Raw genomic sequence first — 15,444 nt, 5'->3', positions numbered from 1 at the left:
GGGCACACTGCCCCCAGGACGCCGACCAGACTTCCCGGCACACCGCGCGCCAGCTCCTGACGCGTTCTTTACACCGTATCCGCCAGGCGGGAGGCACCCCTGACCGGACCCCTGACGGGATCAGCGGTCCAGGATCGTGGCGAAGACGTCCGTCAGCGCCTGCTCCGCGTCCTCGCCGGCGCCGGTGCTGCGCCAGGCCACGTGCTGGTCGGGGCGGATCAGGAGCGCGCCGGCGCCGGTGATCTCCCGGACGGCCTCCCACCCGCCGTCCACGTCCGCGTACTCGGCGCCGTCGCCGATGCGCACCGCGTTGACCGGGACGGAGAACTTCTCCGCCACGCGCGCGGCCGCCTCGCACCACGCCGTTCCCTCCGGGCCGGTGATCAGCGTGAAGCCGGTCCTGCCCGTCAGGTCGAGGGTGGAGAGGCGCTCGCCGTCCCGGGTGATCCAGGCGTGCGGCAGCCGGTGGCCGGGGCGCGACGTCGGCGTGTGCTCGTCGCGCATGGGGACGCGCGGGGCGCGCTTGGTGCCGTCGGAGATGACCGCGCCGTCCTCGTAGGCGAAGCCGATCTCCATGTCGAACGACTGGCAGCCGCCGCGGTGGGTGTGGAACACCTCCAGGGCGCGCGCCCGCACGGTGTCACCGAGCTCGGACGGGTCGAAGTACGCCGCCAGACGCTGCCCGCGGCGCCCCGCCGGGATGTTGTGGCCGCCACCGATGGCGTCGATGACCACCTGGTGGTGCTGGGCGGCGGAGACCGCCCAGTCGACGTTCTCGCGGCCGATGGGCCGGCGCTCGGCCTCGTAGGTGTCGATGAAGCTCTCGGGCGCGCTGCCGTTCAGCACCGCGGCCAGCTTCCACGCGACGTTGTGCGCGTCCTGGATGCCGGTGTTGAGGCCGAGGCCCACGGCGGGCGGCTGCTTGTGCGCGGCGTCGCCGGCGATCAGCACCCGGCCGACCCGGTACTTGTCGGCCAGGATCGCGTTCACGATCCAGTCCGTGACCTTGTGCACGTCCACTTCCAGGTCCGGCACCTTCAGCACTTCGCGGATGCGGTCGACGACCGTCTCGTTGTCCCAGCGGCCGGCGGGGCCGGGGGCCATGTGCAGGCCCCACTGCTCGCAGGCCTTGCCCCAGCTCGGCCCCATCTCGATGAGGTTGACGGAGAGGTCGGGGTCCTCCGGGCTGAGGTAGTGCGTGATGAGAGTGCCCTCCTCCCACCACTGCGACAGGTCCGCGGTGAAGTACACGGTCGTGGTGTTGATGTCGCTGGGCGGGCCCTGCATCTCTATGCCGACCTTGGAGCCGACGAAGCGGCCGCCGTCGGCGCCGAGGAGGTACTTCGCCTTGACCGTGATGATCTCGCCGGTCTCGAGGTTGCGCACCTCGGCGAGGACGTGGTCGCCCTGGTCGGAGAAGTCGATCACCTCGTGGCCGAAGCGGATCTGCCCCGGATTGCGCTGCTCCGCGTGACGGCGCAGGATCGGCTCCAGCCACATCTGGGGGAGCTTCGCGGGCAGTTCCGGCCCGGCGGCACCGTAGCGCTCCGTCAGTTCGCCACCGCCGAAGGCGTCCATCTCATGGATCCGGCGAGCGTCCATCGGCCCGTCACCGGCGAACGTGGTCGCCCAGCGCACCTTGCCGAACTTGTCCAGCGGCGCCGCCTCCGCGAGGACGTCATCGCGGATCCCGTGCTGGCGGAAGATCTCCATCGTGCGCTGATTGAGGTAGTGCGCCTTCGGCACCCTCGACGTGTCAGCGTGCCGCTCCACCAGCAGGTGGTCGACGCCCTGGTCGGAAAGGAAGACGGAGGCGGACAGGCCACACCCGCCGCCGCCCACGATCAGGACCGGAACCTCGATTGACGTCATGTTCGCCCTTCCAGAATTCAGATGGCTTTTCCCAGACAGCCTGACAACGTCGTCCGCAACCCTGGTCAAGAACGACTGGACTCCGAAAGGCCGCCGGCCGGTCACGCGGGTGACCGGCCGACTGTGTGCCTCGGGGGAGGGAGTCCCTCCGGGGTTGCCTCCGGAGGGACTCCGAGGCGGCGCCCCGGGGTGTCTGCGGGGCACCTGCGGGGGTGCTCCCCGGTGCTCAGCCGAGCCAGACGCCGTCCCTCATCAGCGTGCGTCCGGCCAGCTCGTTGACCTCGCGCCAGGCCTGGATGCGCCGGGGCCGTATGCGGAAGTACTGGTAGGGCTCGTCGAGTTCGCGCGGGTCGAACCCGGTCTTGGCCGCGAAGGCGTCGGCCGCCCCGCCGAGTTCGGCGGCGTCCACCGGCTGCGCGTCGCCGTCGACGATCACGACGTCGCGCGTCAGGCCGAGGCCGACGCGCAGCCGGCCGTCCGCCAGCAGATTGCGGCCGGTGACGGAACCGCGCGGGGTCGAGATGAGGATGTCGGTCCCGTCCCAGAGGAACGAGAGGGGGGTGAGGTAGGCACCGCCCGGGCCACCCGCCGAAGCGACCCAAAGATCGACGTCGTTCTCCAGTCTCTTGCGAGTGTCCCCCAGGCGCTCTTCGAGCCCACGCGCTGGCACAGCCGTCATGCTTCCTCCGTCCATGTCGTGGAGGGTCCCCGTCCGAGGAGGTCCCCTCCGGTCGTCCTACGGGCCACCGGCGCGGTGGCCGCGACGGCCGCCAGCGCCCTGACGGCCGCACGCACACCGATCATGTCGTGTGCGCGGTGTACAGCGAAGCGCACGAAGCCGTTGGGCAGGGGCAGGACGCGCACCCCGTGGCCGGCGAGGCGGCCGGCGCATTCCTCCGGGGGCAGCCCGGCGAGGCGTGCCATGACCATGTTGGTCGGCCGCGGCGGGTGCATCAGCTCGACGCCGGGCACCGTCTCGAAGCCGGCGGCGAGCGCGGCGGCCGTGGCGTGGTCGGCTGCCAGGTCGGGCAGGCGCTCCAGCGCGACGAGGGCGGGCGCCGCCACGACGCCCGCCTGGTGCATGGAGCCGCCCAGCGCGGAACGCAGTTCGCGGGCGCGTGCGACGTACGCGTGTGTCCCGCACAGCAGGCCTCCGACCGGCGCGCCGAGTCCCTTGGAGACCGAGAAGGCGACGCTGTCCGCCGGCTCCGCCAGCTCCGCGGGGCGGACCCCGAGCGCCACGGCCGCGTTCGCGAGCCGGGCACCGTCGAGATGGACGTGGGCGCCGTACCGGTGGGCCAGGGCGGCCAGGGCGCGGGTCGCCGCGGCGTCGAGGGCATTGCCGGAGCGCATCATGCTCGTGTTCTCGAGGCAGACCACGGTGGGCCGGCCGGCCCCGGCGGCGAGGGCCGCGTCCACGGCGTCGAGGTCGGGCAGGCCGTCGGGGCCCTGCTTCACCGGCAGCAGCTCGACGCCGGCGAAGCGGCCCAGCCCGTCCGATTCGAGGAAGGACATGTGGGTGTCCTCGCCGACGACCAGCCGCTGCGCGCGCGGTCCCGGGGAGCCGGCCGCGGCGAGCGGGGCGAGCAGGTTCGCCATGGTGCTGGTCGGCGTGAGCAGCGCGGCCTCGGTGCCGAGCAATTCGGCGACCCGCGCTTCGAGGAGGGCGACCGTGGGGTCGTCCCCGTACACGTCGTCCCCGACCTCGGCCGCGGTCATCGCCGCGCGCATCCGCGCATCCGGCACGGTGCGGGTGTCGCTGCGGAAGTCGAGCCAGGGGAGGCCGAGCCGGGGGAGGCCGGTAGGAGCCATCGCGGTCTACCCCCGCGCCCGGTGGGCCACCCAGACGGCTCGGGGCCTGGTGTAGCCCTCCACCGCGTGGATGCCCAGCTCACGGCCGTACCCCGACTGGCCGAGGCCCGAGACGCTGACCGATTCCTCGGTGTCGCCCCAGGTGTTGACCCACACCATGCCGGCGCGCAGGGCCCGGCCGAAGCGCTCGGCCCGGTGGGCGTCCGAGGTCCACACGGACGCCGAGAGGCCGTACGCCGTGTCGTGGGCGAGGGCCAGCGCCTCGGCGTCGGTGTCGAACGCCGCCACGGACAGCACGGGGGCGAAGATCTCCTCGCGCCAGGCGCGGCTGTCGGACGGCGGGCCGTCCAGGATGACCGGGTTGACGAAGAAGCCGCCGCCGAGTTCGTGGCGGATCCCGGAACGGCCGGGCGGCACGATGGCCTTCGCCCCCCGGTTCTCCGCCTCGTCGACCACCTCGGCCGCGCGGTCGACGGCCGCCCGGCTGATCAGCGGGCCGAGGTCGGTGGCGGGGTCCTGCGGCAGGCCGACGCGCAGGGCGGCGGCCAGTTCGGCCACCCGGCCGACGAACTCGGCGTGCACGGCCCGGTCGACCATCAGGCGCGTCCCGGCCACGCACACCTGGCCGGTGTTGCCGGTGAAGCCCGTGACGACCGCGCGGGCTGCCTCGTCGAGGTCGGCGTCGCGGAAGACGACGACGGGGCTCTTGCCGCCGAGCTCCAGCGAGACGGGCTTGAGGCCGTCCGCGCAGCGCCGCGCGACGTCGCGCCCCGCCGCGGTCGAGCCGGTGAAGGAGACCATGCCGATGTCGGGGTGGTCGCACAGCAGCCTGCCGGTGTCGGCTCCGCCGTAGACGGCGGTGAGCACGCCCGCGGGGAGCACCCCGGCGGCGCGCTCGACCAGTCGGCGGGTCGACAGCGGGGTCTCGGGAGCGGGTTTGACGACGACGGTGTTGCCGTACGCGAGCGCCGCGGCGATCTTCCACACGGCCAGCAGCAGCGGGTAGTTGTTCGGCGCGATGGCCGCGCACACCCCGACCGGCACGCGGTCGGTGTACGTGCGCATGCCGGGGCCGGCCGGGTAGGTCTCGCCCACCGGGTACCGGGCGGCCGCCGCGAACCAGTCGACCACCTGGGCGGCGAATTCGACCTCTCCGACGGCGCGTGCCGTGGGCTTGCCCGCGTTGCCCTGTTCCAGCGCCGCGAGGGCGTCACGGTCGTCGCGCAGCAGGCCGGCGAGCTCGCGCAGGTGGCCGGAGCGGTGGGCCGGGGAGGTGTCGGCCCAGCCGTCGTGGAACGCCGACGCCGCCCGGGCCACGGCGTCGGCGACGCCGGGCCCCGAGGTGTCCGGTACGTGGGCGAGGGCGCGCCCGGTGGCGGGGTCGAGGATCGCGCGTCCCGCCCCGGTCATCCCAGTGCCCCGGCGCGGCCGCCCAGGCGCAGTCCGGCGTCGAGCTCGGTGACCAGGCGGAGGAAGGCGTCCCGCCCGAGGCCCGTGCCCGCGCTGCCCAGCAGCCTGAGCTCGTACCCGTCGGGGTGCTGCCACCAGGCGTCGCAGGCTCCGAACTCGGCGTCCGCATAGCCCAGGTGCACCGGGCGGCCGCCGAGGTCCAGGACCTCGTCGGAGGCGGGGTGCTTCTCCCGCTCCGGCGGGAACACCAGGCGCCCGCCTCCGGTGCGCTGCGCGGTCAGGCGCAGTTCGCCGCCGGACGCCGAGGCGTAGACGACGTCCAGCTCGCGGACGGCGGCGCCGTCGCCGAACGTCGCGGCGCTGTCGGCGCGGTATCCGCCGACCGACAACGGCACCCCCTGACCGGCGAGGAAGGCGGTGAGTTCCGCGGACGCGACCCAGTCGCCCTCGTGCTCCCGCCCGCGCCGGTGGAAGGAGAAGACACCGGTGGGCACCGACACCATCTCCGCCGGCTGCCGGGCCCAGTAGCTGAGTTCGGCGAACGGGGTGGCCAGCACCCGCGCCTGCGCCTGGGGTACGGCGGGCCGCAACGCGGTGAAGAGGTCGACGAGCTCTCCGTCGGTGAACTCTCCCTCCAGCACGGAGAGCTCGACCGTGGTGCGCGCCATGCGGGCGCTGGCGGCCTGGTGGCCCAGATAGTCGGTGCCGAGCCAGACGACCCGGCCCTCGCCGATCTCGTACGGCCGGGTCGCGCTCCCCCACAGGCACGGGTGGTCCGCGGCGGGGAAGGCCCAGTCGTACAGGAACTGCTTCAGCCTCAGCCGCCGTCCGCCGCCGGAGATCTCGGTGCGGTAGCCGGACGGGTTGGCGTCGGTCCACGGGCTGCGGCCCTCGGCCTCGACGCGTCCGGGAGGCGCCTCGCGCCGGATCGTGCCGACGGCGCTGTCGCATCCCTCGGGCAGTTCGGACGGCCGCCACACCACGAAGTTGCACCAGTCCTGGGCGAGCTCCTCCGTGATCACCGGCGGTACCGGGTCAAGATCGGCCGGGCTGCCCAGGACGTGCCAGCTCCAGTGGGGGACGGGACTGCTCACCGTGACTCCTCGGGTGGGTTCGGAGCTCCGCGAGGTGGTCGAGCCAGGCGGAGGTTGAGGCAAGGAACATCCATTCGCCGACGCCCAGCTCGGCGCGGAGCCCGGCCGGCAGCTGCGGCAGCCCGAAGGGGGTGCCGAACCCGTCGGCCAGGTCGCTCAGCTGGCGGACGTAGCCGGGGTCGGTGGGGGTCGGGAAGCCCTGCTTGCGGCGGAGCTGCACGGATTGGGGCAGCAGGTCGGAGAGCGCGGCCTTCAGCAGCCCCTTGTGGGTGCCGGGCTCGTTGGTGTCCTTCAGGTGCTCGGGGCAGCGGAAGGCCAGCTCGGCGAGGGTGACGTCCTGGAAGACGGGCCGGTCCTCCAGGGTGAAGGTCGACGACGTGGCGTCCACCATGTCGTTGACGTAGACCAGGAAGCGCCGCATCAGGTGGTGCCTGCCGCGTTTGAGCGGTGATGCCGTCTTGAGCGCCCGGTACTCGGCCATGGTGCGTTCCCACACCATGTCGGTCACCGTCGTCATGTCGACGTCGAGCTCGTGCGCCATCCACTCGACGAGCCGGGACCAGACCGGGCGTTCGTCGGCGTGGAGGCGGTGCGTCAGGTAGTGGCGCCCGTGGATGAACGTGGGCGCGTAGGGGTCGACGATGGGGAAGTACCGGCCGGCCTGGTACCCCCAGAACTCGTCGGCTCCGTGTCCCGAGTAGACGACCACCTTCCCGTCGGCGGCGATGGCCCGGTAGAGCTGGTGCATCGACAGTTCGGCGCCGTGCAGCAGCGGCCGCATCAGCCGGGTGGGCAGCACCGGCAGCAGGTCGGCGGCGGCGTTGCGGTCGAGGTCGCAGACGGTCAGCGGTACGCCCAGGTGCTCGGCGACCTCGGTGGCGTACGCGACGTCGTCGCCCGAGCCGCCGATGCCGTCCTGGTAGCGCAGGACGTACGCGTCGACGGGCAGTCCCAGGCCGGTCAGGCCCGCGACGATCGCCGTGCTGTCGACGCCGCCGCTGAGCACGGCCGCCCGGGGGACGTCGGACACGGACCGCTGCTCGATCGCCCGGTCGAAGGCGGCCCTGATCTCCTCGGGCCCGATCGGGTCGTCCACCGCCCCGGGATGCCAGTAGCGGTGTTTGGTCGCGCGGGGCCGGTCGATGACGAGGTACTGGGCGGGCGGCAGGGCCTCGATGCCGCGCAGCCAGGTGCGGTCGTCCGCGGCGTCCATCCGGATCCAGGAGCGCAGCAGGTACTCCTCGCGGTCCACCTCGGGGGTGACCAGGCCGGTGCTGAGCAGCACCCCCTGCTCCGAGGCGAACAGCAGGCCGCCGTCGACGTGGGCGTAGAACAGCGGCTTCACGCCGAAGTGGTCGCGGGCCAGCACCACGCGTCCGGTCCACGTGTCGTGCCAGGCGAGTGCGAACATGCCGTCCAGCGGCAGCAGGGCCGCGGCCGGATCGGGCTCGCGGCAGACCTGCTGGAGCACGAACTCGGTGTCACAGGTGGTGCGGCGCGGCCACAGCGGCGGCGCCGGCGACCGGGAGCCGTAGACCTCGCCGTTGTGCACCAGCACGATCCGGCCGCTGGGGTCGGTCATCGGCTGGTCGCCGGCGTGGCTGCGATCGCGCACGGCCAGCCTCGTCGCGCACAGCATGACGGTGCCGCAGGGCGAGACGTACGGGGCGCAGGCCGCCTCGCCGCGGTGCGCCATGGCGCCGGTCATGGTCCGCCCGAGCGCGTCCAGCCAGCCGGGATCGCGCCGCCCTTCGAAGCTGATGAAGCCCGCTATGCCGCACATACGTCACCCTCCGGTTCCCCCCACAGCTTCCAGAGCTGCGCCAGAGCCTCGGTGTAGACGTACTCGATGCCCGCGTGCCCGCCGTCGTGCTCCAGGTAGAGGTGGGGGACGCGGTGCGCGTCGAGGGCCGCGTGCAGGGCGCGGGCGCCCCAGTGCATGCCGTACTCGTCGCGCTGGCCGACGCTGAGGTGCAGCAGGCCGAGTCCGGCGAGCCGGTCGGCGTACGCGGGGAGCATCCGGACCGGGTCGTAGGTGAGCCAGCGCTGCCAGACCTCGTCGCGGAACAGGCCCGTCACGGGGTCGCACGGCAGTGCGTCCGACGCGGTGGTCCGGGGGTCGTCGGCGTAGCACATGCCCATCGCGATGATGCTCATCGCGACCATGAAGGGGACGTCGTGGGGGCCGCTGTCGCGGCGGGCCAGCAGCTCCTCGACGCCGCCGGCCGCCCTGACGGTGTCGAGCGTGCGGGGCAGCAGCGGCAGGTAGCTGTGCTCGAACCCGGCGTCGGGCGAGCAGGCGATCACCGCCCCGAACAGGTCGGAGGTCATGCCGGCGACGAGCGCGCCGTAGCCGCCGCTGGACTTCCCGCCGATGGCGCGCCACGCCGGCTGCGGCCGGGTCGCGAACCGCCGGTCGATCTCGGCCACGACCTCGGCCAGGTAGCCGCCGTACGCGCCGGAGGCGGCGGTGTCGATGTACTGCGAGCCGCCGTAGGAGGTCGTGCAGTCGGGCACGACGAGCAGCGCGGGCGGCACGCGGCCGTCGGTCATCGCCTGGCGGAGGCGGTCGGCTACGGACGCGCCGAAGGCGAGCGCCTTGCCGGCGAGGCTGGGGTTCGCGCCGAACCCGGGCAGCCAGTACACGACCGGGAACCGCCGGTTGCCGTCGTACCCGGGCGGCAGGTGCACCTCGATGCGGCGGCGGTGGGGGTCGCCGAGCGGGTTGCCGCGCAGGCAGGTGCTCTCGTGATCGAGCACGACCATGTCGCTCATGCCTCGCTCGCCTCCCGCAGCGCGCGCTCCACGTGGCGCGTGTAGAACGACGGGTGGTGGAAGACCGCGGAGAGCAGCAGGCCGTTGCTGGCCCACAGGGCGTAGGAGCTGCCGAACAGGAGGTCGGCGCCGAGCATGGCCTCCAGCGTGCTCGCCGCCATCTCGGTCCAGCCCTCCGCGCCGGTGACGTGGCTGCGGGCGGTGCCCGGGCCGAGCCGGGTGACCCGGTCCGCGACCGGGTCGAGCAGGAAGGCGGTCTCGGTGCCGTCGTCCTCGTACAGCGAGACGACGTGCCGTCCGGCGCCGTCGTCCAGCGCCCGGTACCAGTAGTCGGTCGCCACGAGCCGGTCCAGCAGCTCGCGGAGCATGTCCGCACCGGCGCGGGTCTGGCGGCCGTACCGGTCGACGGAGGCGTCGAACAGCGGCACGGGCGTGGCCGGGTCGAGCGTGATCTCGGCGTAGACCTCGTCGAAGTCGTACGCGCCGGGCGAGACCGGCCCGTCGACCAGGGCGGCCTTGCCGTGCGCCACCTCCATCACCTGGCCGGGGCCCCACAGCAGGCCGTCGCGGCCCAGCTCGTCCAGCCGGCGCAGGGCCTGGGCCGGGGTGAAGGGGAACATCGTCTTGTTGCACCAGGAGTAGTCGAGGTCGCCGTCGCCGCTGATGCGCCAGCCGAACGAGGAGGGCACGGTCACGGTCGCGGGGATCGAGGCGATGTACCGGTCGAAGTTCGCGACGGCGCGGGCGCGGAGCGCGTCGGACTCGGTCAGCGGGCGGCGTTCGGTGAGCACGCCGGGCGGCGAGATGCTGTGCGCGGGGACGAACACGGCGTCGACGTGCGGGGCGTCGGCCCGCTGGAAGGCCGCGACGGTGTCCTCGTGGAGGAGCGCGTCGCCGCACAGCATGACGGCCGCGTCGGCGGTCTGCACCAGCACGCTCATCTCGGGGAAGGACACGGCCGAGGGGAAGGTCCGCAGGGTCGTCCCGCCCGGGGTGGTGATCGTGTCGCCCGGGGTGACCGGGCGCAGGCGCTCGAAGCCGAAGCGGCGCAGCGTCCAGGAGATCGCCTGGTGCCCGAGTCCCGAGGCGGTGAGCGTCGGCGGCACCGGTCCGGCGGGGTAGACGCAGGTGACCTCGGAGCTCTGGCGCGGGCTGTCGTCGAAGTCCACGTCGGCGCCGTCGGTCAGGCGGAGCAGGGAGGGGAAGTGGTGGTGGTCGTAGTGGTGGTGGCTGAGGACCACGTAGTCGACGCCTTCGTCGAGCACCTCTCGGACCAGGTCGTCCGGCAGCGGCGGGTGGTGCTCCCAGAAGCGGTCCAGGCGCTGGGTGAGCCACGGGTCGAAGAGGATCCGCTCCGTCCCCGTCTCGATGAGGACGGCGGCGTGGCCGAGCGAGGTCAGGCGCATCAGCCGTTCCCCTCGTACACGCAGCGGAAGCCGACCTCCATGTGGCGGTCGGTGATCAGGTCCTTGCCGCGGTAGAAGGTGGTCAGGCAGGTGGGCGGCGAGGTGAAGGTGCCGCCGCGCAGCACGTGGAAGGCTTCCTTGCGGTTCATGAAGTCCAGCGGGTGGCGCCCCTTGAAGAAGGGGTCCATGTCCTCGCCGGTGTAGAAGTTGGTCCGGGTCAGCTCCCAGACGTTGCCCGACATCTGCAGGGCGCCGTACGGGCTGGCGCCCTCCGGGAGGGCGTCCGCCGCCAGCACCGGCTCGGCGGGGTTCTCCCCCTGCTCGATGGTGACGAGGAGCGCTTCGAGGGAGTCGAGGTCGGCCACGGCCTGGCCGAACGACCGCTCCACGTAGTTCACCCGGGCGGGGTCCCAGTCCTCGCCCCACGGGAAGCGGCGGCCGTCCACGCCGCGCGCGGCCTTCTCCCACTGGACCTCGCTGGGCAGCGCGCCGCCGGCCCACTTGGCGAAGGCGTAGGCGTCGTACCAGTCGATGCCCACGACCGGGAGTCCGGGTGCGTTGAAGCGGGGGTCGTGCCAGTGCGCGGGGCGGTGCGATCCTCCGAGCGGCTGGTCGGGGTGGTCGAACGCGCCGGAGTCGCCCACCTCTTCGAGGAACTCGCGGTAGCGGGCGTTGGTCACGGTGGTGCGGTCGACGAAGAAGGCGGGCACGTCCACCGCGCGCAGCGTGGTGTCGTCCTGCGCCATGCGGAACGCGTCGGGCTGCTCGTCCGCACCGATGATCGCCGGACCGGCCGGCACGAGGACGACGTCGTCGCTCTGCCGGGGGCGCGTGCGGACGGCGTCGACCCGGGCCCGCATGTCCGTGAAGTAGTCGTCTTCCAGGCGGCGGAGTTCGGCGGGGTCGCGGGTGCCGAAGATGGCGATCAGGGCGCGCTTGGTGAGCGCCGCGCCGCAGCCGACGGGCTTGCGCGCCCAGTCGGAGCGGGTGAAGTTGCTGGGCCAGCCGGAGATGCGGATGAGGTCGGGCACGGCGGCGGCGATCCGGTACTCCGTGATGACCTTGAGCGCGGTGAACGCGACCCAGTCGACCGTGTCGTGCGTCGCGGCGGCCACGGCGGTGTCGGCGGCGGGGTCGCCCGCGTGGTGCGCGGCCAGCAGCCGCACCGCGCCCGCGCGCACGGGCCACTCGGGGTGGGTGACCACGAGGCTCGTCAGCAGCGGTATCCCGTCGGCGCCGCGGCCCTTCGCCTCGGCCAGGTCGACGACGCGCTGCACCGACGCCCAGTAGCGGGCGTCGGTGGAATCGTCGATCGCCAGCAGGTCGGCGGGAACGTCGATGACGCCTGAAACCTGATTGCCTACCATCTCTACCTCTCTCGGACGACGAGCCGCCCGTACGGAGTTATTCCGTACGGGCGGCTAATTCGTGGCTCAGTGGATTACCACTTGGAGCATTCCTGCTTGGCGTCACGGGTCTCGATGAAGTCACGGTCGCTCATTTTTCCACTCCCTTCTGCACGGGGTATTCGAGTTGTTGTTTGTGTGGCCTCTCGACCTCACGACTCAAACACTAACGCAGGGCCCTGGAGGCTCCGCAACGGTGAACCAGGAAAAGAGCATTCCTCGATAACCTGCGGGTAAGTTCATCTCGGTCTTGACGTTCAGAGAGGGAGGAAAGAATGGTTGACACCGCTTCCCGGGACATACGGGAGAACGGGTTCACACGGCTCCCGGGGCTCGCGGCCGGCGACGCGCTGGCCCGGCTCCGGCGCGCGGTCGGCCGGATCGAGGAGCTCGCCGCCGACCGCACGGCCTCCAGCGGGGAGTTCGTCCTGGAGGCGCCCGGCGTGGGTGGATGGGCGGCCTGGCAGCAGGGGACCGGCGCCCTCAAGGGGGTGCTCCGGTCGGCCGACCGGATCCACGAGCACGTCCCGGAGTTCGACGCCGTGCAGCGCTCGCTGGGTCTGGCCGACGGGCCGGTCGCCCGGGGCGTCGGCGCCCCGGGCGAGCTGGTCAACGCGTTCCTGTGGGCCAAGCCGCCCGTCGTGGGCTCGGCCAAGCCCTGGCACCAGGACATCGCCTTCGCGCCGCCCGGTTTCGGCGCCGAGAAGCACGGCATCGTGACGATCTGGATCGCGCTCGAACCGGCGACCACGCGCAACGGCTGCCTCGAGTTCATCCCCGGGTCCCACGCGCTCGGGCTGTTCCCGCACAGCGGGGACCGTGAGCGGCTGCCGGGTGAGGCCTCGCTGGAGACGGCGGTCGAGCCGCACATCGCGGACGCGCACCTGCCCCGTACGGCCGAGCCGGTCGCCGTGCCCCTGGATCCCGGTTCGGCCGTCATGTTCGACGGCCTGGTGGTGCACCGCTCGGCGCCCAACACGACGGCGACGGAGCCCCGTACCGCCGTCAGCTTCGTCTACAAGGTGCCGCGCCCGGCCTGGGCGCGGTGAGAGCCGGCCGCGGCCGCCGTGTGGCGTTCGACCGCGGCGGATCCTCAGTCGAACACCGGACTCAGGTGCTGGCCCCGCGGTCGAGGGCGTAGAACGCGGTGCCGTCGAGGTGGCGGATCGTGTTCAGGTCGCGCTGCACGACCTCCTCGAGGTCGTGCAGCAGCGTCACGATGACCGGGTAGGTGAGGTCGTCGACCGTCCGGCGGATCTCCTGGCCGGGCTTCACCGGGGTCACCAGGGCGCGGAAGCTCTCCAGCGCCTCGATCTCCTCGATGCCGCGGTACTCGCTGAGCACGCCCTCCACCGGCGAGACCATGCCTGCGATCGCGCAGTACTTGCGGACCTCGTACGGGGTTCCGGCGCGGGCGTGGAACCGCTCGGGACGCAGGTACGCGTCGACCGTCCACTCCAGCTGCGACGCGCCGATGCCGAGGCTCGCACCGGCCGGGATGCCGCCGCCGGCTATCCGGGCGCCGACCTCCACCAGGCACGGACCGGAGGGGGTCATCCTGACCTCCACGTGCGCCGGGCCGTGCTGGATGCCGAGGGCGTCCAGGACCTGGAAGGCGTACTCCCTGAGCGGCTCCACGACCCGCTCCCCCGAATCGATCAGCAGGAGGGCGTCGCAGAGGTCGACGACGCCGTTGGCGCTGACGCGGGTGGTCCGCCAGACGTCGCACAGGTGGTGGCGGCCGTCGCGGCTGACGGTGTTCACCATGTACTCGGCGCCCGGAAGGTACTCCTGCGCCACGGCCCCGTTGTTGGGCTGGGAGAAGACGTCGTCGGCGTCGGCGAGGGACAGGAACGCCGCGACGGACTCCTCCGGGGAGTCGCAGAAGGAGACCCCCTGGCTGCCGGCGCTCCGCGGCGGCTTGACGACGACGCGGCCGCCGAGCTCGCGGTGCCAGGCGGCGAGCTCGTCCGCGTCGGTGGCCCGCAGCTGACGGGCCGCGCGCAGCCCTGCGGCGCGCACCGTCTCGACCATGACGTGCTTGTCGCGCCGCGCGGCGCTGAGGGCGGTGCCGTTGCCCGGCAGGCCGAGCCGCTGCGCGAGGAGGTCCGCGAGTTCCACACCGACCTCGCCGCCCGAGATCACCGCGATCGGCGAAAACGCCGCGACGGCGTCGGCCGTGGCCGCGAGATCTCCCTCGTGGACGATGTCGGCAATGAAGTCGTCCGGGACGTACGGCGCCGCGAGGTAGACGAACGGCACCTCGGGCGTGCTCTGCACGCGGACGATGGAACATCCCTGCTTCAGGAATTCCAGAACGAGCGAACGGGCCGCGGCGTAGGCGTCGACCATCACGATGCACGGGTTGCTCTGATTGGCTGCTGTCATGAGTTCAACATAGACAGGCGCACCGCTCGCCGAAATCCGTTCAGCTCTGCCATCCTCCCACCCTGGAAGGATGAGCTGATGACATCATATTTCGCGAGCGTTCGCTCGCCGCATATCACGCCGATATTGCTGTTCGTCAACACGTGCGGCAATTTCCTGGTCCTCGTGGCCCTGTCCACGCACGTGGGGTCGACCACCGGGTCGGGGCTGCTCGCGGGAGCCGTGCTCAGCGCGCCGTGGTTACCCGCGCTGCTCCTGGCCGCTCCCCTCAACCGGCTGCTCAGCAAGCGTGCCCCGGAACGCCTCGTCCGGGGGGCCGAGGCGGCGAGCCTGGTGGTGACCGCGGCCGCGCTCCTGGCGCCGGACCGGGCGCTCCTCGTGGTGGCCGCCTCCGTCCTGGTCGCCCGCGGGTTCTTCGAGGCGGTCACCCGCTCGGCCACCTCGGTCGTCCTGCGCAACGTGGTCCCCTCGCAGCGGCTCGACCATGCCAACACCGTCGCCGAGATCTGCAAGTTGACCGGTGTCAGCGTCGGGGCGGCGCTGGCGGGGCCGGCCTCGTCGGTCCTGTCGCTGCGGGGCCTGATCGCGGTGAACGTGGCCACGCTGGCGCTCTCGGCGCTCCTCGCCTGGGCGCTGCCGTCGGCCCCCGCGAAAGCCGTGGCCGCCGCCGAGGACGGGGCGGGTTCCAAGGCCGGCGCGCGCCTGCGCGTCCAGGACCCCGTGCTGCGCCGGCTCTTCGCCCGCTTCCTCCTGGTGGCGTTCTGGCAGGGCTTCCACACGGTGGCCGTCACCGTGATCCCGCTCCAGTTGCTGGGTGGCGGAACCCGCCTGGTGGGGGTGTTCGTCGCGGTGTCGGCGGTCGCCGTCTTCGCGGGCTCCCTCGCCGCCCTGCCGGCCCAGCGGTACCTCGCGCACGTGCCCTCGACCACCTGGGTGCTGCTGCCCATGGCGCCCTTGCTGGCAGCGGTGGCGGTCGGCCGGACGGTGCCGACGATCGTGCTGTACGCGCTGTTCCTGGTGCTCTTCGAGGTGGCGTTCGTCCACTACAACAACCGGCTGCTGGCCTCGGCGTCCGACGAGGAGCTTCCGTCGGTGGTGACGCTGCGGGCCACGCTGCTGCCCTCGGGCGTGGCGGTGTCCATCCTCGTCATGGGCGCGCTGTCCGACCTCGCGGGCCCGCTGACCGCGGCCCTGGCGGTCGCCGGCATCACGGTCCTGGTCACCGCAGCGACCGCGGACACCCGGCGAGCCTGGCGGGCGAAGCCGGCCGGACAGCCCGAG

12 protein-coding genes are annotated in these 15,444 nt (G+C 72.7%); 2 read left to right on the top strand and 10 right to left on the bottom strand.

The features are described 5' to 3' along the window. Window positions 1–120 precede the first annotated feature (120 nt). The 9 genes from ABZY57_RS28960 to ABZY57_RS28920 all read right to left on the bottom strand — a co-directional run bounded on the left by ABZY57_RS28960 (window position 121) and on the right by ABZY57_RS28920 (window position 11,736). Window positions 121–1,872 carry an FAD-dependent monooxygenase gene (locus ABZY57_RS28960; RefSeq protein ID WP_356516880.1) on the bottom strand — a complete coding sequence of 584 codons (1,752 nt, stop codon included), beginning with the start codon at window positions 1,870–1,872 and terminating at the stop codon, window positions 121–123. A gap of 226 nt (window positions 1,873–2,098) precedes the next feature. Continuing rightward, entirely contained in the window at window positions 2,099–2,551 is a 453-nt protein-coding gene (locus tag ABZY57_RS28955) for a pyridoxamine 5'-phosphate oxidase family protein (protein WP_356516878.1), read from the bottom strand. Further along, window positions 2,548–3,684, bottom strand: a complete 1,137-nt coding sequence (locus ABZY57_RS28950; protein ID WP_356516876.1) for a threonine aldolase family protein — start codon at window positions 3,682–3,684, stop codon at window positions 2,548–2,550. Before ABZY57_RS28950 ends, ABZY57_RS28955 begins: the two co-directional genes overlap by 4 nt. A 6-nt stretch (window positions 3,685–3,690) precedes the next feature. Then, complete coding sequence (locus tag ABZY57_RS28945) at window positions 3,691–5,094, bottom strand: aldehyde dehydrogenase family protein (protein WP_356516874.1); 1,404 nt, start codon at window positions 5,092–5,094, stop codon at window positions 3,691–3,693. Next, window positions 5,091–6,188, bottom strand: a complete 1,098-nt coding sequence (locus ABZY57_RS28940; RefSeq protein ID WP_356516872.1) for a hypothetical protein — start codon at window positions 6,186–6,188, stop codon at window positions 5,091–5,093. Before ABZY57_RS28940 ends, ABZY57_RS28945 begins: the two co-directional genes overlap by 4 nt. After that, complete coding sequence (locus ABZY57_RS28935; protein WP_356516870.1) at window positions 6,130–7,971, bottom strand: asparagine synthetase B; 1,842 nt, start codon at window positions 7,969–7,971, stop codon at window positions 6,130–6,132. The genes ABZY57_RS28940 and ABZY57_RS28935 overlap by 59 nt, the downstream gene beginning before the upstream one ends. Further along, entirely contained in the window at window positions 7,959–8,963 is a 1,005-nt protein-coding gene (locus tag ABZY57_RS28930; protein ID WP_356516868.1) for an alpha/beta hydrolase-fold protein, read from the bottom strand. Before ABZY57_RS28930 ends, ABZY57_RS28935 begins: the two co-directional genes overlap by 13 nt. After that, on the bottom strand, window positions 8,960–10,369 hold the full coding sequence (locus tag ABZY57_RS28925) for an MBL fold metallo-hydrolase (protein WP_356516866.1): 1,410 nt from the start codon (window positions 10,367–10,369) through the stop codon (window positions 8,960–8,962). The genes ABZY57_RS28930 and ABZY57_RS28925 overlap by 4 nt, the downstream gene beginning before the upstream one ends. Next, window positions 10,369–11,736: an SUMF1/EgtB/PvdO family nonheme iron enzyme gene (locus tag ABZY57_RS28920; RefSeq protein ID WP_356516864.1), complete on the bottom strand. Its 1,368-nt coding sequence runs from the start codon at window positions 11,734–11,736 to the stop codon at window positions 10,369–10,371. Before ABZY57_RS28920 ends, ABZY57_RS28925 begins: the two co-directional genes overlap by 1 nt. A 314-nt stretch (window positions 11,737–12,050) precedes the next feature. On the opposite strand from ABZY57_RS28920, the gene ABZY57_RS28915 reads away from it, so the two are divergent. Next, a complete protein-coding gene (locus ABZY57_RS28915; protein WP_356516862.1) occupies window positions 12,051–12,824 on the top strand; it encodes a phytanoyl-CoA dioxygenase family protein in 774 nt (257 codons plus the stop codon). A gap of 61 nt (window positions 12,825–12,885) precedes the next feature. Here ABZY57_RS28915 and ABZY57_RS28910 read toward each other — a convergent pair whose 3' ends face one another. Continuing rightward, the gene (locus ABZY57_RS28910; protein WP_356516860.1) at window positions 12,886–14,163 is read right to left on the bottom strand and encodes an ATP-grasp domain-containing protein; all 1,278 of its coding nucleotides are present in this window, start codon (window positions 14,161–14,163) and stop codon (window positions 12,886–12,888) included. A gap of 78 nt (window positions 14,164–14,241) precedes the next feature. Between ABZY57_RS28910 and ABZY57_RS28905 the strand changes: the two genes are divergently transcribed. Further along, the coding region (locus ABZY57_RS28905; protein WP_356516858.1) for an MFS transporter at window positions 14,242–15,444 on the top strand (1,203 nt) is incomplete at its 3' end.

This window comes from Streptomyces sp. NPDC006450, from assembly GCF_040612195.1.
In the GTDB taxonomy this organism is placed as follows: Bacteria; Actinomycetota; Actinomycetes; order Streptomycetales; family Streptomycetaceae; genus Streptomyces.
Note: the sequence above shows the minus strand (reverse complement) of the source record. Positions and strands in the feature narration are given on the sequence as shown.